This is a genomic window from Pseudomonas sp. KCJK9058 (assembly GCF_046230975.1).
Taxonomy (GTDB): Bacteria; Pseudomonadota; Gammaproteobacteria; order Pseudomonadales; family Pseudomonadaceae; genus Aquipseudomonas; species Aquipseudomonas alloputida.
Window position 1 is genome coordinate 124,262 of sequence record NZ_JBJJLR010000004.1, and the last position, 21,134, is coordinate 145,395.

General features: G+C 63.7%; 20 protein-coding genes. 6 read left to right on the forward strand and 14 right to left on the reverse strand.

The annotated features are described in order from the left end of the window. Nucleotides 1–38: 38 nt before the first annotated feature. Nucleotides 39–380, reverse strand: a complete 342-nt coding sequence (osmE, locus tag ACK59Z_RS04480) for an osmotically-inducible lipoprotein OsmE (protein WP_004576961.1) — start codon at nt 378–380, stop codon at nt 39–41. Between the two features lie 123 nt (nt 381–503). Between osmE and ACK59Z_RS04485 the strand changes: the two genes are divergently transcribed. Then, complete coding sequence (locus tag ACK59Z_RS04485; RefSeq protein WP_003249615.1) at nt 504–1,394, forward strand: triacylglycerol lipase; 891 nt, start codon at nt 504–506, stop codon at nt 1,392–1,394. A gap of 1 nt (nt 1,395) precedes the next feature. On the opposite strand, the gene ACK59Z_RS04490 is transcribed toward ACK59Z_RS04485, so the two are convergent. After that, on the reverse strand, nt 1,396–2,277 hold the full coding sequence (locus ACK59Z_RS04490) for a DMT family transporter (protein ID WP_108191647.1): 882 nt from the start codon (nt 2,275–2,277) through the stop codon (nt 1,396–1,398). A 224-nt stretch (nt 2,278–2,501) separates the two neighbouring features. Between ACK59Z_RS04490 and ACK59Z_RS04495 the strand changes: the two genes are divergently transcribed. The 3 genes from ACK59Z_RS04495 (at nt 2,502) to ACK59Z_RS04505 (ending at nt 4,718) form a co-directional block, all read left to right on the forward strand. Further along, a complete protein-coding gene (locus ACK59Z_RS04495; protein ID WP_019752613.1) occupies nt 2,502–3,290 on the forward strand; it encodes a helix-turn-helix transcriptional regulator in 789 nt (262 codons plus the stop codon). A 63-nt stretch (nt 3,291–3,353) separates the two neighbouring features. After that, nucleotides 3,354–3,641 (forward strand): PsiF family protein, encoded by a 288-nt coding sequence (locus ACK59Z_RS04500; protein WP_003249621.1) that lies wholly within the window; start codon nt 3,354–3,356, stop codon nt 3,639–3,641. 69 nt (nt 3,642–3,710) lie between these two features. Beyond that, nucleotides 3,711–4,718, forward strand: a complete 1,008-nt coding sequence (locus tag ACK59Z_RS04505; protein WP_003249623.1) for an AI-2E family transporter — start codon at nt 3,711–3,713, stop codon at nt 4,716–4,718. A 654-nt stretch (nt 4,719–5,372) separates the two neighbouring features. Here ACK59Z_RS04505 and ACK59Z_RS04510 read toward each other — a convergent pair. Next, nucleotides 5,373–6,644: an Hsp70 family protein gene (locus ACK59Z_RS04510; RefSeq protein WP_012053839.1), complete on the reverse strand. Its 1,272-nt coding sequence runs from the start codon at nt 6,642–6,644 to the stop codon at nt 5,373–5,375. Nucleotides 6,645–6,808: 164 nt separating this feature from the next. Between ACK59Z_RS04510 and cbpA the strand changes: the two genes are divergently transcribed. Continuing rightward, nucleotides 6,809–7,768: a curved DNA-binding protein gene (cbpA, locus tag ACK59Z_RS04515; RefSeq protein WP_003249627.1), complete on the forward strand. Its 960-nt coding sequence runs from the start codon at nt 6,809–6,811 to the stop codon at nt 7,766–7,768. A 2-nt stretch (nt 7,769–7,770) separates the two neighbouring features. Then, a complete protein-coding gene (locus ACK59Z_RS04520; RefSeq protein ID WP_003249630.1) occupies nt 7,771–8,076 on the forward strand; it encodes a chaperone modulator CbpM in 306 nt (101 codons plus the stop codon). A 349-nt stretch (nt 8,077–8,425) separates the two neighbouring features. On the opposite strand, the gene ACK59Z_RS04525 is transcribed toward ACK59Z_RS04520, so the two are convergent. From ACK59Z_RS04525 to ACK59Z_RS04575, 11 genes are all read right to left on the reverse strand, one after another. Then, the gene (locus ACK59Z_RS04525; RefSeq protein WP_409292479.1) at nt 8,426–8,941 is read right to left on the reverse strand and encodes a GNAT family N-acetyltransferase; all 516 of its coding nucleotides are present in this window, start codon (nt 8,939–8,941) and stop codon (nt 8,426–8,428) included. 31 nt (nt 8,942–8,972) lie between these two features. Then, on the reverse strand, nt 8,973–9,671 hold the full coding sequence (urtE, locus tag ACK59Z_RS04530) for an urea ABC transporter ATP-binding subunit UrtE (RefSeq protein WP_003249634.1): 699 nt from the start codon (nt 9,669–9,671) through the stop codon (nt 8,973–8,975). A 154-nt stretch (nt 9,672–9,825) separates the two neighbouring features. After that, the gene (gene urtD, locus ACK59Z_RS04535) at nt 9,826–10,683 is read right to left on the reverse strand and encodes an urea ABC transporter ATP-binding protein UrtD (protein ID WP_003249637.1); all 858 of its coding nucleotides are present in this window, start codon (nt 10,681–10,683) and stop codon (nt 9,826–9,828) included. Then, nucleotides 10,680–11,759 (reverse strand): urea ABC transporter permease subunit UrtC, encoded by a 1,080-nt coding sequence (gene urtC, locus ACK59Z_RS04540; protein WP_108191012.1) that lies wholly within the window; start codon nt 11,757–11,759, stop codon nt 10,680–10,682. The genes urtD and urtC overlap by 4 nt, the downstream gene beginning before the upstream one ends. Beyond that, nucleotides 11,759–13,246 (reverse strand): urea ABC transporter permease subunit UrtB, encoded by a 1,488-nt coding sequence (gene urtB / locus ACK59Z_RS04545; protein ID WP_108191011.1) that lies wholly within the window; start codon nt 13,244–13,246, stop codon nt 11,759–11,761. The genes urtC and urtB overlap by 1 nt, the downstream gene beginning before the upstream one ends. Before the next feature lie 140 nt (nt 13,247–13,386). Further along, the gene (urtA, locus tag ACK59Z_RS04550; RefSeq protein WP_003249642.1) at nt 13,387–14,652 is read right to left on the reverse strand and encodes an urea ABC transporter substrate-binding protein; all 1,266 of its coding nucleotides are present in this window, start codon (nt 14,650–14,652) and stop codon (nt 13,387–13,389) included. Nucleotides 14,653–14,969: 317 nt separating this feature from the next. Further along, a complete protein-coding gene (cycA, locus tag ACK59Z_RS04555; protein WP_108191010.1) occupies nt 14,970–16,376 on the reverse strand; it encodes a D-serine/D-alanine/glycine transporter in 1,407 nt (468 codons plus the stop codon). A 221-nt stretch (nt 16,377–16,597) separates the two neighbouring features. After that, nucleotides 16,598–17,965: a PepSY domain-containing protein gene (locus tag ACK59Z_RS04560; protein ID WP_108191009.1), complete on the reverse strand. Its 1,368-nt coding sequence runs from the start codon at nt 17,963–17,965 to the stop codon at nt 16,598–16,600. A 56-nt stretch (nt 17,966–18,021) separates the two neighbouring features. Next, nucleotides 18,022–20,088, reverse strand: a complete 2,067-nt coding sequence (locus ACK59Z_RS04565) for a TonB-dependent copper receptor (protein ID WP_004577042.1) — start codon at nt 20,086–20,088, stop codon at nt 18,022–18,024. Between the two features lie 66 nt (nt 20,089–20,154). Next, entirely contained in the window at nt 20,155–20,586 is a 432-nt protein-coding gene (locus ACK59Z_RS04570; RefSeq protein ID WP_108191008.1) for a DUF2946 domain-containing protein, read from the reverse strand. A 22-nt stretch (nt 20,587–20,608) separates the two neighbouring features. Then, nucleotides 20,609–21,094, reverse strand: a complete 486-nt coding sequence (locus ACK59Z_RS04575) for a copper chaperone PCu(A)C (RefSeq protein ID WP_108191007.1) — start codon at nt 21,092–21,094, stop codon at nt 20,609–20,611. Nucleotides 21,095–21,134 lie beyond the last annotated feature (40 nt).

Sequence of the window (21,134 nt, forward strand, 5' to 3'; positions counted from 1 at the left end):
ATCTCCAGCAGGGGTCAGGGTCAGGTTGGGGCGCAGGCTTACGCGCCATGCAGGGCGTCACTGTCCTCTTGGCGTTGCTTGCAGGTCTTGAAGCCTTTGGCATCGACATGGCCGGTGGCGTCGAAGCGCACGTAATAGGGCTGCTGCTTGCCGTCGCGGTTAAGGATGTAGTCGTTGCAGGTACCCCCATGCGGCAGGTCGATCACGTTCGACGGGCTGCCGCCAATGGCGATGACCTTCTGCATGGTCATACCGTTTTCCACCTGCTTGACCAGCGGCTCATCGCGGTAGGTGACGTAATCCACCGGGTTTTCCGGGCGGCTGCCGCAGGCGGCCAGGGTGGCGCTTGCCAGAAGGATTGCCAGGGTCTGCTTGTACATGGTCCCGCTCCTTGCAAAGGGTCTGTGTGGTTTTGAACCACAGCGCGCGCCAGGAGTTCGATTGCGATGGTCATGATGGCCGCTGTAGTGTTGGCCCGTCGTACACGCAAAGGAGCTGCGGCAATGCAGCAGGATTTGGCAACGCGATACCCGCTGGTGCTGGTGCCAGGCATGCTCGGGTTTGTCCGGATGGTGCTCTACCCCTACTGGTTCGGCATTGTGCCGGCCTTGCGCAAGGGCGGGGCGCAGGTGTTTCCGGTGCAGGTTTCGCCGCTGCATTCCAGCGAGGTGCGCGGCGAGCAGTTGCTGGCGATCATCGACGATATCTGCCAACGTACCGGCGTCGACAAGGTCAACCTCATCGGCCACAGCCAGGGCGCCCTGAGCGCGCGTTACGCAGCGGCCAAACGGCCGGAGCGGGTGGCGTCGGTCACCTCGGTGGCGGGGCCCAACCATGGCTCCGAGCTGGCCGACCACCTGGAACGCACGGCACCGGGCCATTCACCCCAGGGGCGCGTCCTCAAGGCCGTGCTGCATGGGTTTGCCGTGCTGCTGGTGTGGCTGGAAACCGGCTGGCGTCGTGACCCGCTGCCGGTAGATGTGCACGCCTCGCACCAGTCGCTGACCAGCGCCGGGGTGGCGCTGTTCAACCAGGCTTATCCACAGGGCCTGCCGCAAACCTGGGGTGGGGAAGGGGCCTATGAGGTCAATGGCGTCCGCTATTACTCCTGGTCCGGCACCTTGCAACCCGGCCTGACAGACCAGGGGCGCAACCGCTTTGACGGCAGCAGCCGCTTCTGCCGCCTGTTCGCACGCAGTTTCATCAAGGAAAAGGGCCATTGCGACGGCATGGTCGGGCGTTTCAGTTCGCACCTGGGGCAGGTGATCGGTGACGATTACCCGCTCGATCACCTGGACATCGTCAACCAGTCGCTCGGTGCCGTGGGCAAAGGCGCGGAGCCGGTGCGGCTGTTCACCGAACATGCCGCCCGGCTCAAGGCGGCGGGGCTTTAGCTCAAGTGCGTTGGCGGCGGATCGGCGTGGTCCAGCGTTCGGCCAGCACTACCCCGGCCAGGGTCAGCAGGCCGCCGACCAGGTGGTAACTGGCCAGTTGCTCATCGAGCACCACGGCGGCGATCAGCGCGGTGACCAGCGGCAGCAAGTTGAAGAACAGTGTGGTGCGGCTGGGCCCCAGGCGGTGCACGGCCTGCATCCACACCAGTGGCGCGATCATCGAGGCCAGTACGCAGGCATACAGGACCAGGCCGATGTTGTGGCTGTTCAGGCCGGTCTTGGCCGACAGCAAGAACAGCGGTAGCAACACGACGATGGCCACCAGAACCTGCAGGTACAGCAGCTGCATCGGCGGCAGGCGCAGCTGCCATTTCTTCAGCAGGAAGCTGTACAGCGCATAGGCCAATGTAGCCACCAGCATCAACAGGTCGCCGCTGTTCAGCCCATGCTGCAGCAGGCTGGCGGGGTGGCCGGCACTGACCACTTCAAGCACGCCAAAGAATGACACCACCGCGCCCAGCAGGGCACCGTAGCTCAGGCGCTGGCCCAGCCAGGCGATGGACAGCGCCAGTGACATCAGCGGCATCAGCGAGAGGATGATGCCCATATTGGTGGCACTGGTGATGCCGGCGGCGAAGTAGGCCAGGCTCTGGTACATCGCCATGCCCAGCACGCCGAGCACGAACACCTGGGTCAGGTGCGGGCGGATGGCTGCGCGGTTGCGCCAAACGGCGGGCAGCATGAACGGCGTGAACAGCAAGGCGGCCAGCAACCATCGGTAGAAACCGATCTCCGCAGGGTGGATGGCGCCGGCGGACATCTTGGTGACCACGGTGTTGCCAGCCCAGATGAGGATGGCGGTGAGGGGGAACAGGTAATTCATGTAGCGGGTCACTCATTGGGGCCTGGATTGGGGCTGCCTTGCCGCCCTCGCGGGCTTGCCCGTTCCCATGGGGATACACAGGCCTGGAGGCTGGCGCAGATCCTGTGGGAGCGGGCGAGCCCGCGAAGGCCTGCAAGGCAGGCCCTCGATAGGCCTGTATTATCGAATGTCTGTTAACAAGCCTATACTTCTATCCAGACAATCGACCCTGCAAAGCAGACAGCATGCCGCGCAAATACCTTGATATCCCCCAGTTCACCCAACTGCCGGCCTCGGTGTACTTCCGCCACGACGAGTTCGTTGCCGACACCCACAGCGCCGTGCACCAACACGGCTGGGGCCAGCTGAACTACACCGCCCACGGCGTAATGCATCTGGATGTGGCCGGCCAGCGCTTCCTGTCGCCGCCGCACTACGCCGTTTGGGTGCCGCCCGACACCGAGCATGGCTGCTACAACCCCCAGGCCATCGTCTACCGTTCCATCTATCTCGACCGCAGCCTGTGCGCAGCGCTGCCATCGCACCCGTGCAGCCTGATGATCAGTGACATCCTCAAGGCTATCCTCGGTGACTTCGCCCGCCGCAATCTCAAGGTGGCCGAGGACGAGCGTGACCAGCGTCTGGTACAGGTACTGCTTGACCAGTTGCTGCTGGCGCCCACCCTGGCCTGCTACTTGCCGTTTGCCCACAGCGATGGCTTGCGCCAGGTGCTCGACGCGCTCAGCGCCGAGCCGGGGGACAACCGCCCGCTGGCCGACTGGGCCGCCCGGGTGCATGTCAGCGAACGCACCCTGGCCCGCCAGTTTCTGCGCGAGCTGGGCATCAGCTTTGGCGAATGGCGCCTGCGCCTGCGTTTTCTGCGTGCCATCGAAGCACTGGAAGCCGGCCTGCCGATTCAGGCCATCGCCTTCGACCTTGGCTACAGCAGCGCTTCGGCGTTCATCGCCATGTTCCAGCGTCAGGCCCGGTGTACGCCCGAGCAGTACCGCCGGCAGGCGCGGGCGGGGCGCTGAACATTCTTGGCTACACTCAGCTCGATCCCCGTGCATCGTGCGCGGAGCCAAGGAGACCACTCCATGAAAGTGCTGCAAATCCCGTTACTGGCCCTGGCGGTGTTGTTCAGTGCCCAAGGTTTCGCTGCCAATACCGCGCAGCAGGAAAAGATGAAAACCTGCAACGCCGACGCCACCGCCAAGGCCCTCAAGGGCGATGAACGCAAAGCGTTCATGAGCACCTGCCTGAAAAAGGATGTGCCACAAACCCAGCAAGACAAAATGAAGACCTGCAATGCTGACGCCACCACCAAAGCCCTGAAGGGGGACGAGCGCAAGGCCTTTATGAGCGATTGCCTGAAGAAGAAATGACCTGCGCCTATGCCTGCGCCGCCAAGGCTGGCAGACTGCGGCATTCCCGCTGTCTGCCGTCGAGGCTGTATGACCTTTACTCCCCGTCAGATCACCCTGGCCAGCCTGATCATCGTCATGGCTGGGCTGCTGCTGGCTTTGCCCCTGAAGTTGCTGCCCAGCCTGCTGGCCGGTCTGCTGGTGTTCGAACTGGTCAACATGCTGACCCCTCGCCTGCAACCGCTGCTTGCTGGCCAACGCGCGCGCTGGCTGGCCGTGGCGCTGCTCGGCACGCTGGTGGTCAGCACCCTGACACTGCTGATTGCCGGTGCCTTCAGCTTCCTGCTGCACGAGGCGGAAAACCCCGGCGCCTCGCTGGACAAGTTCATGGCCTTGGTCGAGCGTGCTCGCGGTCAGCTGCCACCCTTCATCGAGGGCTACCTGCCTGCCAGTGCCGCAGAGTTCAAGGTGGCCATCGGTGACTGGATCAAGAGCCACCTGAGCGATTTGCAGCTGGTGGGCAAGGGTATGGCCCACATGTTCGTGACGATGCTGATCGGCATGATCCTCGGCGCCATCATCGCTTTGCAGCGTATTCCCGATATCTCCCGGCGCAAGCCCTTGGCGGCGGCGCTGTTCGAACGTCTTAGCCTGCTGGTGAAGGCGTTTCGCAACATCGTGTTCGCGCAAATCAAGATCTCGCTGCTCAACACGATCTTCACCGGCATTTTCCTGGCCGTGGTGATGCCACTGTTCGACGTGCACCTGCCGCTGACCAAGACGCTGATCGTGCTGACCTTCCTGCTGGGCTTGCTGCCGGTGATCGGCAACTTGATGTCCAACACCTTGATCACCATCGTCGGCCTGTCGCTGTCGATCTGGGTGGCGGCGGCGGCGCTGGGTTACCTGATCGTCATCCACAAGGTCGAGTACTTCCTCAACGCGCGGATCGTGGGTGGGCAGATCAGTGCCAAGGCGTGGGAATTGCTGCTGGCGATGCTGGTATTCGAGGCGGCGTTCGGGCTGCCCGGTGTCGTGGCGGGGCCCATCTACTATGCCTATCTGAAGAGTGAGCTGAAGCGGGCGGAGCTGGTCTGATCATGTAGTGGCCTGTACTGGCCCTTTCGCGGGTAAACCCGCTCCTACAGGGGCCTGTGGCCAGTCACCGACGTGTGTCCCCCCCGATCGGTGCGTAGGAGCGGGTTTACCCGCGAATACGGTAGTGGCGGCAACGGTGAACGGCGGGTGGAGATTGGCCAGCAGGGCCGGCCTCTTCGCGGGTAAACCCGCTCCTACAGGGGCCTGTGGCCAGTCACCGACGTGTGTCCACCCCCGATCGGTGCGTAGGAGCGGGTTTACCCGCGAATGCGGTAGCGGCGGCAACGGTGAACGGCGGGTGGAGATTGGCCAGCAGGGCCGGCCTCTTCGCGGGTAAACCCGCTCCTACAGGGGCCTGCGGCCAATCACCGACGTGTGTCCACCCCCGATCGGTGCGTAGGAGCGGGTTTACCCGCGAATGCGGTAGCGGCGGCAACGGTGAACGGCGGGTGGAGATTGGCCAGCAGGGCCGGCCCTTTCGCGGGTAAACCCGCTCCTACAGGGGCCTGCGGCCAATCACCGACGTGTGTCCACCCCCGATCGGTGCGTAGGAGCGGGTTTACCCGCGAATACGGTAGCGGCAGCAACGGTGAAAGGCGGGTGGAGATTGGCCAGCAGGGCCGGCCCGTTCGCGGCTACAGGCTAAACGACAAATCAGGCCGCGCCGTAACGCTTGCGCGCCTCGATGGCCAGCCCGCTACCAATGCTGCCAAAGATGTTGCCTTCCACATGCCGCGCATTCGGCAGCATCGCCGAAACACTGTTGCGCAGCGCCGGAATGCCGCTTGAACCACCGGTGAAGAACACCGTATCGACCTGGTCTTCGCTTACCCCAGCCTTGGCCAGCAGCTCGGTCACGCTACCGCGCACGCGCTCCAGCAGGCCTTCGATCGCCTCTTCGAACAGCGCGCGGGTCAGTTCCGCAGTCAGCTCGGGCTCGACGCGCCGCAGGTCGATGTGGCGGCTGTCATGCTCGGTCAGCTCGATCTTGCTGGCTTCTACTTCCATCGCCAGCCAGTGCCCAGCGCGCTGCTCGATCAGTTTGAACAGGCGATCGATGCCGAAGCTGTCCTCGATGTCATAGCGCATGCTACCCAGCGCCAACTGTGACTTCTGCGAATACAAGGCGTTGATGGTGTGCCAGGTGGCCAGGTTGAGGTGGTAGCTGGTCGGCATCAGCGCACCGCTCTTCATGCGGCTGCCATAGCCAAACAACGGCATCACGCCCTGAAGGCTCAGTTGCTTGTCGAAGTCGGTACCGCCAATGTGCACACCGCCCGTGGCGAGGATGTCGCTTTGGCGCTCGGCGACCAGGTGGCGCTCGGGCGACAGGCGGATCAGGGTGAAGTCCGAGGTACCACCGCCGATGTCGACGATCAGCACCAGCTCTTCGCGGCTGATGCTCGACTCATAGTCGAAGGCTGCGGCAATCGGTTCGTACTGGAACGACACGTCCTTGAAGCCGATTTTGCGCGCCACTTCGGCCAAGGTGTCCTCGGCCTCCTGGTCGGCAGCCGGGTCTTCGTCGACGAAGAACACCGGGCGGCCCAGCACCACCTGGTCGAATTCACGGCCAGCGGCCGCTTCAGCGCGCTTCTTGAGCTCGCCGATGAACATGCCCAGCAGGTCCTTGAACGGCAGGGCGCTGCCCAGCACGCTGGTGTCGTGCTTGATCAGCTTCGAGCCCAGCAGGCTTTTCAGCGAGCGCATCAGGCGGCCTTCGTAGCCTTCCAGGTACTCGTGCAGCGCCAGGCGGCCATACACCGGGCGCCGCTCTTCGATATTGAAGAACACCACCGAGGGCAAGGTGATCTTGCCGTCTTCCAGGGCAATCAGCGACTCGACGCCAGGCCGGTGCCAACCGACCGTGGAGTTGGAGGTGCCAAAGTCGATGCCCAGGGCGCGGGCCGGGGATACGTCAGACATGGGAAATGGGCTTCCGGAGGCAAAACGGCCGCGCAGTGTATGCCAGTTGGCTACAGAATCAAGACCAGTCGTCTGCCTTGAGGCAAACCCAAGTCGGTCTTGAAAGGCTATGCTTGACCCCTATCTTCAGTTGCAACACGCACATTCACATTGGTGATCCACAAATGGACTTCAAAGACTATTACAAGATACTCGGCGTAGAGCCCACTGCGGACGAAAAGGCGATCAAGGCCGCGTACCGCAAACTGGCGCGCAAGTATCACCCCGATGTCAGTAAGGAGCGCGACGCCGAGGAGAAATTCAAGGAGGCCAACGAGGCCTATGAGGTGCTGGGCGACGCGCAGAAACGTGCCGAGTTCGACGAAATCCGCAAGTACGGCGGCCAGCATGGCCGGCCGTTCCAGGCCCCACCGGGTTGGGAAAACCGTGGTGGCGGCGGCGGCTTCGAAGGCGGCGACTTCTCCGACTTCTTCAGCTCGATCTTCGGTGGGCGCAGTGCGGGTGGCAACCCCTTCGGTGGCGCCCGGCAGCAGCAACGCAGTGCCGGCAGGCGGGGGCAGGACGTGGAGCTTGAACTGGCAGTGTTCCTTGAAGAGACCCTGAGCAAGGAGTCCAAGCAGATCAGCTTCCAGGTGCCGCAAACCAATGCCATGGGCCAGCGCACCGGCTTCACCACCAAGACCTTGAACGTGAGGATTCCGGCTGGGGTGACCGACGGCGAGCGCATCCGCCTCAAGGGCCAGGGTGCGCCGGGCAGCGGTGGCGGGGCCAACGGTGACCTGTTCCTGACCATCCGCATGGCACCGCACCCGCTGTTCGATGTCGAAGGTCATGACCTGATCATCACTGTGCCGTTGGCACCGTGGGAGGCGGCCCTGGGCGCCAAGGTGGCGGTTCCGACCCTGGATGGCAAGATCAACCTGACCATCCGTCCTGACAGCCAGAGCGGCCAGCGCCTGCGTGTACCGGGCAAGGGCCTGGTCAACAAGCAGGGAGAGCGCGGCAACCTTTATGCGCAGCTCAAGGTGGTGATGCCGCCTGCGTCGGACGAATCTGCCCGCGAACTCTGGACCAAGCTTTCCGAGAAAGCTGCGTTCAACCCGAGGACACAATGGAGTAAGTGATCATGAGCAGCACCCTGATCGTTCAACTGGACATGCGTACCCTGTGTCAGGAAGCCGATGTCACGGCTGAATGCGTGATCGAAATCGTCGAACATGGCATTGTCGAACCTTCCGGGCGAACGCCGGAGGACTGGCTGTTTGACGATCAGGCGCCGTTGGTGACCAAACGAGCGGTGAAGCTGCACCAGGAGCTGGAACTGGAGTGGGAAGGGGTGGCGCTGGCGCTGGAGTTACTGCAGGAAGTGCAGCAGTTGCGCAGTGAGAACAACATGCTGAAGCAGCGGCTGGGCCGGTTTATTCAGATGTAGGTTCCCTTGCCGGCTGTGGGAGCGGCCTTGTGTCGCGATGGGCTGCGCAGCAGCCCCAGATCTTTGCTTCACCGCAACATTGCCAGGGCTGCTTTGCAGCCCGTTCGCGACACAAGGCCGCTCCCACAATGGACCGCATTTCAGGTCGGTTCGGCGCCCGGGTTCAACCTTCCGGGCGAACGCCGGAGTACTGGCTGTTTGACGATCAGGCCTTGCCGGTATCTGTGGGAGCGGCCTTGTGTCGCGATGGGCTGTGCAGCAGCCCCAGATCTTTGCTCCACCGCAACATTGCCAGGGCTGCTTTGCAGCCCGTTCGCGACCCAAGGCCGCCCCCGCAATGGACCGTATTTCAGGTCGGTCCGGCGCCCGCGTTCAGCACCAGTTGCATGAAGGTTAGATCAAGCCAGCGGCCAAACTTTACCCCCACCTGCGGCATCTGGCCGGTCACCACGAAGCCCAGCCGCTCATGCAGGCGAACCGACGCCGCATTGCCACTCTCGATGGCCGCCACCATCACATGCTTGCCGCACCCCTTCGCACGCTCGATCAGCGCGGCCATCAACACCGGCCCCAATCCCTTGCCCCGTTGGTCGCCACGGACATACACCGAGTGCTCCACAGTCAGGCGAAAGCCCTCGAACGGCCGCCAGTCGCCAAACGAGGCATACCCCAGCACGCCCGTCTCATCTGTAGCTACCAAAATCGGGTAGCCCTGCTGCGCCCGCGCTTCAAACCAGGCCTGGCGGTTGCCGAGGTCCACCGGGGTTTCGTTCCAGATCGCCGTGGTGTTGAGCACCGCGTCGTTGTAGATGTCCAGTATGCCCGGCACATCGGTGGGCCGGGCATCGCGGATTTCGTAGCTCATGACAGCGTCTCGCAAGGTCGTTGCTCGCAGATTAAATGGTTACCAGCCCGCGTACACCTTCGGCTTGCATGTTTTCGCCGCGGCCGCGCTGGATGATTTCGCCGCGGGCCATGACCAGGTACTGGTCAGCCAGCGCTTCGGCAAAGTCGTAGAACTGCTCCACCAGCAAAATTGCCATGTCGCCACGCTCGGCCAAGCGGCGGATGACCGCGCCGATCTCCTTGATCACCGACGGCTGGATGCCTTCGGTCGGCTCGTCGAGAATCAGCAGGCGCGGGCGGCTGGCCAGGGCGCGGCCGATGGCCAGCTGTTGCTGCTGGCCGCCAGACAGGTCGCCACCGCGGCGTTGTTTCATCTGCTCCAGCACAGGGAACAGCTCGTAGATGAAGGCTGGTACCTCGCGGGCTTCGCGGGCGGGGAAGCGCGACAGGCCCATCAGCAGGTTTTCCTCGACGGTCAGGCGCGGGAAGATTTCGCGGCCCTGGGGCACGTAGGCGATGCCGGCCTGCACCCGTTGCTGTGGTTTGAACGCGGTGATCGGCTTGCCTTCCCATTCGATGCTGCCGTCGCGGGCGGGCACCAGGCCCATCAGGCAGCGCAGCAAGGTGGTCTTGCCCACGCCGTTGCGGCCCAGCAGGCAGGTCACTTCGCCGACCTTGGCTTCGAAGGACAGGCCGCGCAGGATGTGGCTGCCGCCGTAGTACTGGTGCAGGGTGTCGATCTTGAGCATGTGAGAGTTCCTGAAAGGGATGCTGTGCCTGTGCCGGCCTTTTCGCGGGCAAGCCCGCTCCTACGACGGGAACCGCCCCATGGCATTACGCCCCCTGTAGGAGCGGGTTTACCCGCGAAGAGGCCGGCACAGGCGCCAAAAATTTCAAATCCGGTCACCGGCCCAGATACACCTCGACCACCCGCTCATCTGCCTGCACCTGCTCCAGCGAGCCTTCCGCCAGCACGCTCCCCTGGTGCAGCACGGTCACATGGTCGGCAATGCTGCCGACGAAGCCCATGTCATGCTCCACCACCATCAGCGAATGCTTGCCAGCCAGGCCCTTGAACAGCTCGGCGGTAAATTCGGTCTCGGCATCGGTCATGCCGGCCACCGGTTCATCGAGCAGCAGCAGTTGCGGCTCCTGCACCAGCAGCATGCCGATCTCCAGAAACTGCTTCTGCCCATGCGACAGCAAGCCGGCCTGGCGCTGGGCCAGCGGCAGCAGGCGCAAGGTGGTCAGCACGTCCTCGATACGCTGGCGCTGGTCACCGCTCAGGCGCGCGGCCAGGCTGGCCCACACCGACTTGTCGGTCTTCAGCGCCAGTTCCAGGTTCTCGAACACGGTCAGCGCTTCGAACACTGTGGGCTTCTGGAATTTTCGGCCAATGCCGGCCTGGGCGATCTGGTATTCGCTCATGCGGGTCAGGTCGAGGGTATCGCCGAAGTAAGCCGTGCCGCTGTCGGGGCGGGTCTTGCCGGTGATTACGTCCATCATCGTGGTCTTGCCGGCACCGTTGGGGCCTATGATGCAGCGCAGCTCGCCCACCCCGATGTACAGGTTCAGCGCGTTGAGCGCCTTGAAACCATCGAAGCTGACGCTGATGTCTTCCAGGCTCAGCACCGTACCGTGTCGGGTATCCAGTCCGGCCTTGCGGCTGTGGCCCAGGCCGATGGCATCGCGCCCGGCGCCGAGGTTGTCGAATACCGGTTCCAGCATGAACTCCGGGTGGACTGGGGGCACGCCTCTCATGGCTGGCTCCTTTTCTTCAACAGGCCGACCACGCCCTTGGGCAGGTACAGGGTAACGAGGATGAACAACGCGCCGAGGAAGAACAGCCAGAACTCGGGGAAGGCCACGGTGAACCAGCTTTTCATACCGTTGACCAGGCCGGCACCGAGCAGCGGGCCGATCAGCGTGCCGCGCCCGCCCAAGGCTACCCAGACGGCGGCTTCGATCGAGTTGGTCGGCGACATCTCGCTGGGGTTGATGATGCCCACCTGCGGTACGTACAGCGCACCGGCCAGGCCGCACAGCACGGCGCTCAGTACCCACACCAGCAGCTTGAAGCCGCGCGGGTCGTAGCCGCAGAACATCATGCGGTTTTCAGCGTCACGCACGGCGGTAAGCAGGCGGCCGAACTTGCTGCGGGTCAGGCGCCAGCACAGGTACAGGCTGGCCAGCAGCAGGCCCACGGTCAGCAGGAACAACACCGCGCGGGTGCCCTGGGCTGCAATGTCGAAGCCGAGGATGGTGCGGAAGCTGGTGAAGCCGTTGTTGCCGCCGAAGCCGGTTTCGTTGCGGAAAAACAGCAGCATGCCGGCAAAGGTCAGGGCCTGGGTCATGATCGAGAAGTACACGCCTTTGATCCGCGAGCGGAAAGCGAACCAGCCGAACACCAGCGCCAGCAGCCCGGGCGCCAGCACCACCAGGCACAGGGCCCAGGCGAAATGCTGGGTACCGGCCCAGTACCAGGGCAGTTCGGTCCATGACAGGAAGGTCATGAACCCGGGCAGGCCGTCGCCGGCGGCCTGCCGCATCAGGTACATGCCCATGGCATAGCCGCCCAGGGCGAAGAACAGGCCATGGCCCAGTGACAGCAGCCCGGCATAGCCCCAGACCAGGTCCAGGGCCAAGGCGACGATGGCGTAACAAAGAATCTTGCCGACCAGGGTCAGGGTGTAGGCCGACACGTGCAGGGCATGGTCTGCCGGCAGCAGTGAGCACAGTGGCAAAGCCACCAGCAGCAGGACGACGACGGCACCGATGGCAAGGGTCAGGCGTGGGCCGGTCTTTTGCGTAGCAGTGACAAGCAGTGGCTGGTTCATCAGTCGATTACCCGTCCCTTGAGGGCGAACAGGCCTTGCGGGCGTTTCTGGATGAACAGAATGATCAACGCAAGGATGAGGATCTTGCCGAGTACGGCACCGATCTGCGGCTCCAGCAGCTTGTTGGCGATGCCCAGGCCGAACGCGGCCCAGAGGCTACCGGCCAGTTGCCCGACGCCGCCGAGCACCACCACCAGGAATGAATCGATGATGTAGCTTTGGCCCAGGTCCGGGCCGACATTGCCCACCTGGCTCAAGGCCACGCCACCGAGCCCTGCGATGCCCGAGCCGAGGCCAAAGGCGAGCATGTCGACGCGCCCGGTGGACACGCCGCAGCAGGCGGCCATGTTGCGGTTCTGGGTGACTGCGCGCACGTTCAGGCCCAACCGGGTACGGTTGAGCAGCAGCCAGGTGAGCAGCACCACGGCCAGGGCGAAGCCGATGATGACCAGGCGGTTGTACGGCAGCACCAGGTTGGGCAGCAGCTGGATGCCGCCAGACAGCCAGGCTGGGTTGCTCACCTCGACGTTCTGCGCGCCGAACAGCAGGCGGATGGCCTGGATCAGGATCAGGCTGATGCCCCAGGTGGCCAGCAGGGTTTCCAGTGGCCGGCCGTACAGGTGGCGGATCACCGTGCGCTCCAGCGCCATGCCTACCCCGGCACTGACGGCGAACGCCACCGGCAGGGCAATCAGCGGGTAGAACTCGATGGCGCCTGGGGCGAAGCGCTGCAGCAGTACCTGGACCATGTAGGTGCTGTAGGCGCCGAGCATCAACATCTCGCCATGGGCCATGTTGATCACCCCAAGCAGGCCGAAGGTAATCGCAAGGCCCAGCGCTGCCAGCAGCAGGACCGAACCCAGCGACAGGCCGCTGAAGGCCTGGCCGAGCAGTTCGCCTACCAGCAGTTTGCGCTTGACCTGGGCCAGGCTCGTTTCGGCGGCTGTGCGCACGCCCGGGTCTAGTTCTGCATCGGGCTGCAGCAGGGCTTCGAGGCGGGTGCGGGCCAGCGGGTCGCCGGTTTCACCCAGCAGGCGCACGGCGGCCAGGCGTACCGCAGGCTCGCTGGCGCCCAGTTGCAGGTTGGCCAGGGCCAGGCCGAGGGCGGCCTGTACGGCGGCGTCCGGCTCGGCGGCGAAGCGCCGGTCGAGGAAGGCCATTTGCGCGGGTTTTGCGGTTTTTTGCAGTTGTTGTGCGGCGGCCAGGCGGGTGTCGCTGTCGTCGCTGAGCAACTGATGGCTGGCCAGAGCGTTGTCGATCAGGCCGCGCAGGCGGTTGTTCAGGCGCACCTTGCGCGTGTCATCGGTGGCGATGCGGCCTTGGCGCAGATTTTCCAGCAGCGGCAGGCGCGCGGCATCGGGTTGTGCTGCCCAGCCTTCGAGCAGGCCGGCCTGCTCGGCGGGCTTGGCGGTGAGAAAGAATTCGCCCTCGCTGGCGTGGGTTGCCAGGGGGATTAGCAGGAGAAGTGTGAGCAGGAGTCTGAGCATGCGGGCAATCCTGGAAATCGGTGTTGGATTCTTCGCGGGTGAACCCGCGCCTACACAGAGACGGTGCAAGGTTTGAAACCTGCGCGGTCCTTGTAGGAGCGGGTTCACCCGCGAATGGGCTGCAAAGCAGCCCCATGCACTCAGTTACCTTTCACGGCGTAATCTGGCCGCTTGTCATTGCCTGGAATGAACGGGCTCCAAGGCTGCGCCCTTAGCGGCTGCTCGGTTTCCCACACCACGCTGAACTGGCCGTCATCCTGAATCTCGCCAATCATCACCGGCTTGTGCAGGTGGTGGTTGGTCTTGTCCATGGTCAGGGTGAAGCCCGACGGCGCCTCGAAGCTCTGCCCGGCCAGTGCTTCGCGGACCTTGTCAACGTCAGTGGACTTGGCTTTCTCGACAGCCTGGGCCCACATGTGGATGCCCACGTAGGTGGCTTCCATGGGGTCGTTGGTCACGGCCTTGTCGGCACCCGGCAGGCCCTTGGCCTTGGCGTAGGCCTTCCAGTCGGCGACGAATTTCTGGTTGACCGGGTTATCCACCGATTCGAAGTAGTTCCATGCCGCCAGGTGGCCCACCAGCGGTTTGGTATCGATGCCGCGCAGTTCCTCCTCGCCCACCGAGAAGGCCACCACCGGCACGTCGGTGGCCTTCAGGCCCTGGTTGGCCAGTTCCTTGTAGAACGGCACGTTGGAGTCACCGTTGACTGTGGATATGACAGCGGTCTTGCCGCCGGCGGAGAACTTTTTGATGCTGGCGACAATGGTCTGGTAATCAGCGTGGCCAAAGGGCGTGTAAACCTCTTCGATGTCCTTGTCGGCCACGCCTTTGCTGTGCAGGAATGCGCGCAGGATCTTGTTGGTGGTGCGCGGGTAGACGTAATCGGTGCCCAACAGGAAGAAGCGCTTGGCGCTGCCGCCGTCCTCGCTCATCAGGTATTCCACGGCCGGGATGGCCTGCTGGTTCGGGGCGGCGCCCGTGTAGAACACGTTCGGCGACATCTCTTCGCCCTCATACTGCACCGGGTAGAACAGCAGGCCGTTGAGTTCTTCGAACACCGGTAGAACGGACTTGCGCGACACGGAGGTCCAGCAGCCGAACACCACGGCCACTTTGTCCTGGGTCAGCAGTTGGCGGCTCTTTTCAGCGAACAGCGGCCAGTTGGACGCCGGGTCGACCACCACCGGTTCCAGCATCTTGCCGTTCACGCCACCCTTGGCGTTGATCTGCTCGATGGTCATCAGCGCCATGTCCTTGAGCGATGTCTCGGAAATGGCCATGGTCCCGGAAAGCGAATGCAGGATACCGACCTTGATGGTCTCGGCGGCCTGGATACTCCAGCTCAGGCCCATCGCCGCAATCGATGCGCTGAGGGTAAGGGCCTTGATCAGACTGCGACGCTTCATGTGCTCTCTCCGCTGAGTTTTTTATGGTGTTGGGCAAGCGGGGAGGGCGTTGCAAGGGGTGTGCCTAGTGGCAAAAGGTACGGTTTAGAGGGGCTGTGCGAGGTGTTGGGGCGTTGGTTGGATCCAGGTTGGTGCCTGATGGAATTGTGTGCACAGGATTGGGGCCGCGGTGCGGCCCATCGCGACACAAGGCCGCTCCCACAGGCGCCAGCTTTTAGAAATTGAGCAAGACAGTTGCTCCCACATCGGACGTACACCGTGCCTTCGTGGGAGCGGCCTCGTGTCGCGAAAGGGCTGCGACGCAGCCCCCGAGGCCATCAGCCGTTACGCACGGCCGTGCGGGGATGGCGCCTGCTGCGTACGAGCTGGTAGGTCACCGCCAGCACCACAAACCAGATCGGCGTCACCACCAGCGCTGAACGGGTATCCGCTTCCAGGCTCAGCAACACCAGGATGAAAGCGAAGAACGACAGGCACACGTAGCACATGAAGCGCCCGCCCGGCATCTTGTAGTTCGATGCCTGGTGCAGCGCCGCGCGGTCTTTGCGGTACTTCAGGTATGACAGCAGAATCAGCGTCCACACGAACATGAACAGTACCGCTGACACGGTGGTGACCAGGGTGAATGCCTCGACCACGTTCGGCACCAGGTAGATCAGCACTGCACCCAGCAACAGGCAGGTGCACGAGAAGTACAGGCCGTTGGCCGGCACCGAACGGCTCGACAGTTTTTCAAAGGCCTTGGGCGCGTCACCTTCCTGCGACAGGCCGTAGAGCATGCGGCTGGTGGAGAATACGCCGCTGTTGGCCGAGGAGGCCGCCGAGGTCAGCACCACGAAGTTGATGATGCTCGCTGCCGCCGGCAGGCCTGCCAACACGAACAACTCAACGAATGGGCTCTTGCCTGGCACCACGTCGCGCCACGGGGTCACGGCCATGATCGCGATCAGCGCCAGCACATAGAACACGATGATGCGGATCGGGATCGAATTGATCGCCCGCGGCAGGGTGCGTTCCGGGTTCTTCGCTTCGGCGGCGGTGGTACCCACCAGCTCGATGCCGACGAAGGCGAACACGGCGATCTGGAAACCGGCGAAGAAGCCCATCAGGCCATGGGGGAACATGCCGCCGTCATTCCACAGGTTGGCCAGCTGGGCGGTACGCCCGCTGGGCGAGGTGAAGCCGGTGATGACCATGTACAGGCCGGTCACGACCAGACCGAGGATGGCAACGATCTTGACCAGGGCGAACCAGAACTCCATTTCGCCGAACATTTTCACGGTGACCAGGTTCAGCGACAGCAGCAGCCCTACGCAGGTCAGCGCCGGTATCCACTGCGGCAAGTCAGGGAACCAGAACTGCGTGTAGGCGGCGATGGCGACCACATCGGCAATGCCGGTGACCACCCAGCAGAACCAGTAGGTCCAGCCAGTAAAGTAGCCGGCCCAGGGGCCGAGCAGGTCGGCGGAAAAGTCGATGAACGATTTGTAGTTCAGGTTCGACAGCAGCAGTTCGCCCATGGCGCGCATGACGAAGAACAGCATGAAGCCGATAATCATGTAGACGAAGATGATCGATGGCCCGGCCAGGCTGATGGTCTTGCCTGAGCCCATGAACAGACCGGTACCGATCGCGCCGCCGATGGCGATCAGCTGGATGTGGCGGTTGGTCAGGTTGCGTTGCAGGTGCGGTTCATCTGTCGCTATGGGTGAGGTTTGCGTCATAGGCTGCATTCCCTTGTAAAGGCCAGTCTTCTTGTCAGAGGTAGCCGGCTAGGCTAACACGCGCGTTCCAGTTCGGGGCGCGACAGATCGACTCTCCATTTGCAGCTCAGCATTTGGCCTGGACCGGCCTCTTCGCGGGTAAACCCGGCCCTACAAAGGCAACGCGGTCCCCTGTAGGAGCGGGTTTACCCGCGAAGAGGCCAGCACAGGCAACACAAGGCTCAAGCGCTGGCCAAGACCCTGCGGCGCCTCACCACCAAACTATCCACCCCCCACATCACCACCATCGACACCCCTACCAGCGGGAACATCACCCCCAGCACCAGCATCACTGCCACCGCCGCCTTCCAGCGTGGCAGGTCATGACGCAAAGGCGGTACGCCCAGGCCGCCGTCCGGCCGGCGCTTCCACCACATCACCAGCCCGCTCACCGAACCCAGCAGGATCATCAGGCACACCAGCAGGATGATGATCTGGTTCAGCGCCCCGAACATCTTGCCTTCGTGCAGCATCACGCCCAGCTCGGTGGCGCGGGCAACCGGGCTGTAGTCCTGCCAGCGCACATCGGCCAGAACCTTGCCGGTGTATTGGTCGACATGCAGGGTGGCGTCGTTGCGCGGGTCGTCGGCGAACACGGCAATGGTGAACACCCCGTCGGCAGTGGTGGGCAGGGTAATGCTGTAGCCCGGCTCGACCTGACGCGAAGTGGCAATGTCTTCGACTTGCTGCACGCTCACCTGGGGCGCTGCAGGCGGGTCCGACATCATGTGGTGCCCGCCGTGCTCGGCGTGTGCACCGGACTGTGGCATCGGCGTGTTTTCCATGGCCCAGGGCACGGTCTGGCGGTGTGCGCTGTTCAGCTCACGCGCCTGCTGGTCCGACTTGGGCACGTCGTTCCACATGGCTGCCGGGAAGCGGTTCCACAAATCAGCGTACTGCTTGCCCCACAAGCCGGTCCAGGTCATGCCGCTGATCAGCATCAACAACAGCAAGGCCGAACCCCAGAAACCGGTTACCGCGTGCAGGTCACGCCAGAACAGCCGGCCGCGTGCCGTCAGCCGCGGCCAAAGCACGCCAGCGCCACTGCGCCCGCGCGGCCACCACAGGTACAGGCCCGATACCACCAGCACGATGCCCCAGCCCGCCGCCAGTTCCACCAGCCGGTCACCGACCGTGCCGACCATCAGCTCGCCATGCAGGGCGCGGGCGATGGCCTGCAGGTTCTGCTTGCCGTCCTGTTCGCCGAGGACCTTGCCGCTGTATGGGTCGACGAACACGTTCAGTTCGCGCCCGCCGTCATGCACCACGAACTGCGCACTGCGCGCGGCGTTCAGTGGCGGCAAGTACTGGGCGATGTGGCCCTTTGGGTAGGCTTGGCGCACTTCAGCCAGCATCGTGTCTGCGCCCTGCCGGTGCTGGCCGGCCTCGACCACCATCAGCTCGCGGTACAGCAGCGGGTCGAGCTGGGGCTTGAACAAGTAGATGATCCCGGTGATTGCCAACAGGATCATGAACGGGGCCACGAACAGCCCCGCATAAAAATGCCAACGCCAGGCCAGGTTGTAGAAAGAGACGCGTGTTCCTCTCATGGGAACCTCCTTTTTTGACCAGCTGAAAGGCGCAACCGAAGCTGCGCCCGTTGTTGTCAGAAGCTGAAATCGACCTTGGTCCAGAAGGTCCTGCCTGGCTCGTTGACCGGCTGTGGATCTGTAGCCGGGTAGCCGAACCCGGCGTTCCCGGCCAGGTTCAAGTGCTCGGCGTAGGTTTTGTCGAACAGGTTGTCGACCCCTGCGCTGAGCTTGAGGTTGTTGTTCACCTTGTAGGCGCCGTTCAGGGAGAACACGCCGAAGCCGGCGCTCTTGTCGTAGTCCTTGCCAACGACGTTCCCTTGGTTTTCGGCAATGCGGTTTTGCGCCGCCACCAGCCGCCACAGTGCGCCGACGCTCCACACATCGCGGCTGTACGTCAGGCCCAGGCGGCTTTCCAGGGGAGGCATTTGAGGTAGCGCCTTGCCGTCACTGCTGTTCTTGCCCCAAGCGTAGGCAAGCGTGGCGTCGGCCTTCCAGTTGTCAGTCAGCTGGTAGGCGGCGCCCAGTTCGCCACCCATGATGCGGGCGTCGATGTTCTGCGCCTGCGAGGTGCTCATGCCCATCATGCCGGTGCGGTAGTCGAACAGGATGTAGTCGCGAATCTGCCCGACATAGCCCGAAGCCCAGGCCTCCAGGCGCTCGGTGCGGTACTGGATGCCGAAGTCGAGCTGGGTGGTTTTCTCTGGCTTGATGCCATCGAAGGCGTTGGCTGCCCCGGCGGGTGCCAGCTTGGGTGAGAACAGCTCCCAGTAGTCGGGAAAGCGCTGGGCGTGGCCGAGGCCGATGTAGGTGGTGGCTGGAATGGCTGCGAGGTCGTGCTCGTAGCGGATGAAACCGCTCGGCAGGGTGTCGGCACGGGTGTCGCCCTCGGTGGCGCTGGTTTTGCGGAAGTCGCGCGCCGAGGCGCGGTCCAGACGGGCGCCGGTAATCAAGCGGTCCTCACCGCTGACGTACCAGGTCAGTTCGCTGAAGGCGCCGTAGTTGTGGAAGTCGGCGTCCTTGGTCCAGGCCTGGCCCTTGTGTGCGTCCACACCCATACCGCCACGCTTGCGATGTTCGTTGGTTTGCGCGTCGATGCCGCTGATCAGCTGCACGTCGGCCCAGCGCCAGGTGGCCTTGATGCGTGCACCCATGGTGCGGCGGTCGACGTTGCTGACCATCGGCATGCCCATCATGCCGCTACCCGACGGCGTGCGCAGGCTGTAGTTGTCCATCACATGGTCGGCGTAGTTGTAGTAGACCTGCGCCTCGACCTTGTCGAGCACCTCGCCGAGGTTGGACTTTTCAAAGCGCAGGCCCAGGCTTTCGCGCTTGAACTGCGAACCGTCCATGCCGCGCCCGGCGTAGCGGGCTTCGCCGTCACCCTTGCCGGCAGTCAGCTCCAGCAAGGTGTCCTGGTCGGGTGTCCAGCCGAGGGCGACATCGCCATTCCACTTGTCCCAGCGCGACGGCACGGTGTCGTTGTTGCCGTCGTGGTAGTCGTCCGAGCGTGACTGGTTGCCGACGAAGCGGGCATAGGCCTGACTGTTGCCGGCCGCAGCATCCAGCACCTTGTCGAAGCGGCCGTTGGAGCCGGCCAGCAGGCTTGCGTTGACGCGGCTGCCGAGGGTGCCGAATTTCTCCGGTTCGCGCTCGAAGAGGATGGTGCCGGCCGAGCCGCCGGGCCCCCAGATGACGCTCTGCGGTCCTTTGATCACGGTCAGGCGGTCGTAGGTTTCTGGCGAGATATAGGACGTGGGCGCGTCCATGCGATTGGGGCAGGCGCCAAGCATCAAGCCGCCGTTGGTGAGGATGTTCAGGCGCGAGCCGAACATGCCGCGCAATACCGGGTCGCCGTTGGTACCGCCGGCACGGATTGCCGAGAAGCCGGGGATGGTCTTCAGGTAGTCGGCGCCGTCGCTGGCCGGCACTGGCTGGCGCGGGTCTTTCGGGTTGGTGACCACGGTCAGCGGTGAACTCGGGGCCACGGCGGTGATCACCGTCGGGCTCAGCTCGGGTGCGTCGTGCACATGGCCTTCATGGCCAGGGTCGGCGGCCAGGGCCATGGGTGCGAGCAGCGAACCGCACAGGGCGGCGATGGTCCCACGCAGGGACAAGGCAAAAACAGGGGTGCAGCCGGACATAATGATTCCAGTCGATCAGTCATGAGTTAGCGCGAAGCCTCCTGGCTTCGTGCGCAAAATGTGGTTTCAGACGTTGATCGAAGAAGGCGGGGCGCGGCTGCGCGCACCAGGGAATACAGCCTGCCGGGCATGGCCCTGGTGCGTTGGCGCAAGCAGGTGGTTGGTGGGGACGATGCTGCCGGCGCTGAGCGGGCTGAGGGCCTGGGGCAGGGCCGGGCAGTTGAACAACAGGCTGCAGTAACCGCACTTTTCCCACATCACATGCAGCTGGCCATCGCCGCCGTGGCCGTGATGGGCGTCGCCGCCGTGCTGATGGGCAGCCGCCATCGGCATGTCCATCGGCATGTTCATGCCCGCGTGGTGGTCCATCGGCATCGACTGGGAAATCAGTGGGCCGATGAAGATCATCCACATGGCGAACAGGCTCAGCCATCCGCCACCGGCGCGCCTGAGGTCAGGGCGGATGGTACGGCCGATGCTGTGGCGCGGCAGGCTCATGGCGCGTGCCTGTCAGCAGGTATCAGTGCGCGTGTTCGTGGGCTTGCGGCTGGTCCGCTGGCGCCTGCTTCTGCACGGCCACTTCGACGGTGATATCGCCGGCCTTTTCGAAGTGCAGGGTCAACGGGAAGCGTTTGCCGTCGCTGAGCAGGCTACGGTCCTTGGGCTGCATCAGCATCACGTGGTAGGCGCCAGGGGCAAAGGTCAGGTCCTTGCCGGCAGGTACTACCACACTGCGCACCTGTTGCATCTTCATGGCGCCAGTGGCGCTCATGGCATGCTCGTGCAGTTGCGCGTCATCGCTGATGGGGCTGTCGACGCTGAGCAGGCGGTCATCGGCCTGGCCTTTGTTGTGCACCACGAAATACGCAGCGACGTTAGGCGCGTTGGGTGGCAATTGCAGCGACCACGGGTGGGCAATGTGCAGGTCACCCACGCTGTATTCGTGGGCATTGGCAAAGGCGCCAGGCAGCAGCAGGGCGGCCATGACGAGGGCGTGCTTGAGCATGGTGAATCTCCGTTTCCGTTCTGGTTCAGGCAGACAGCGT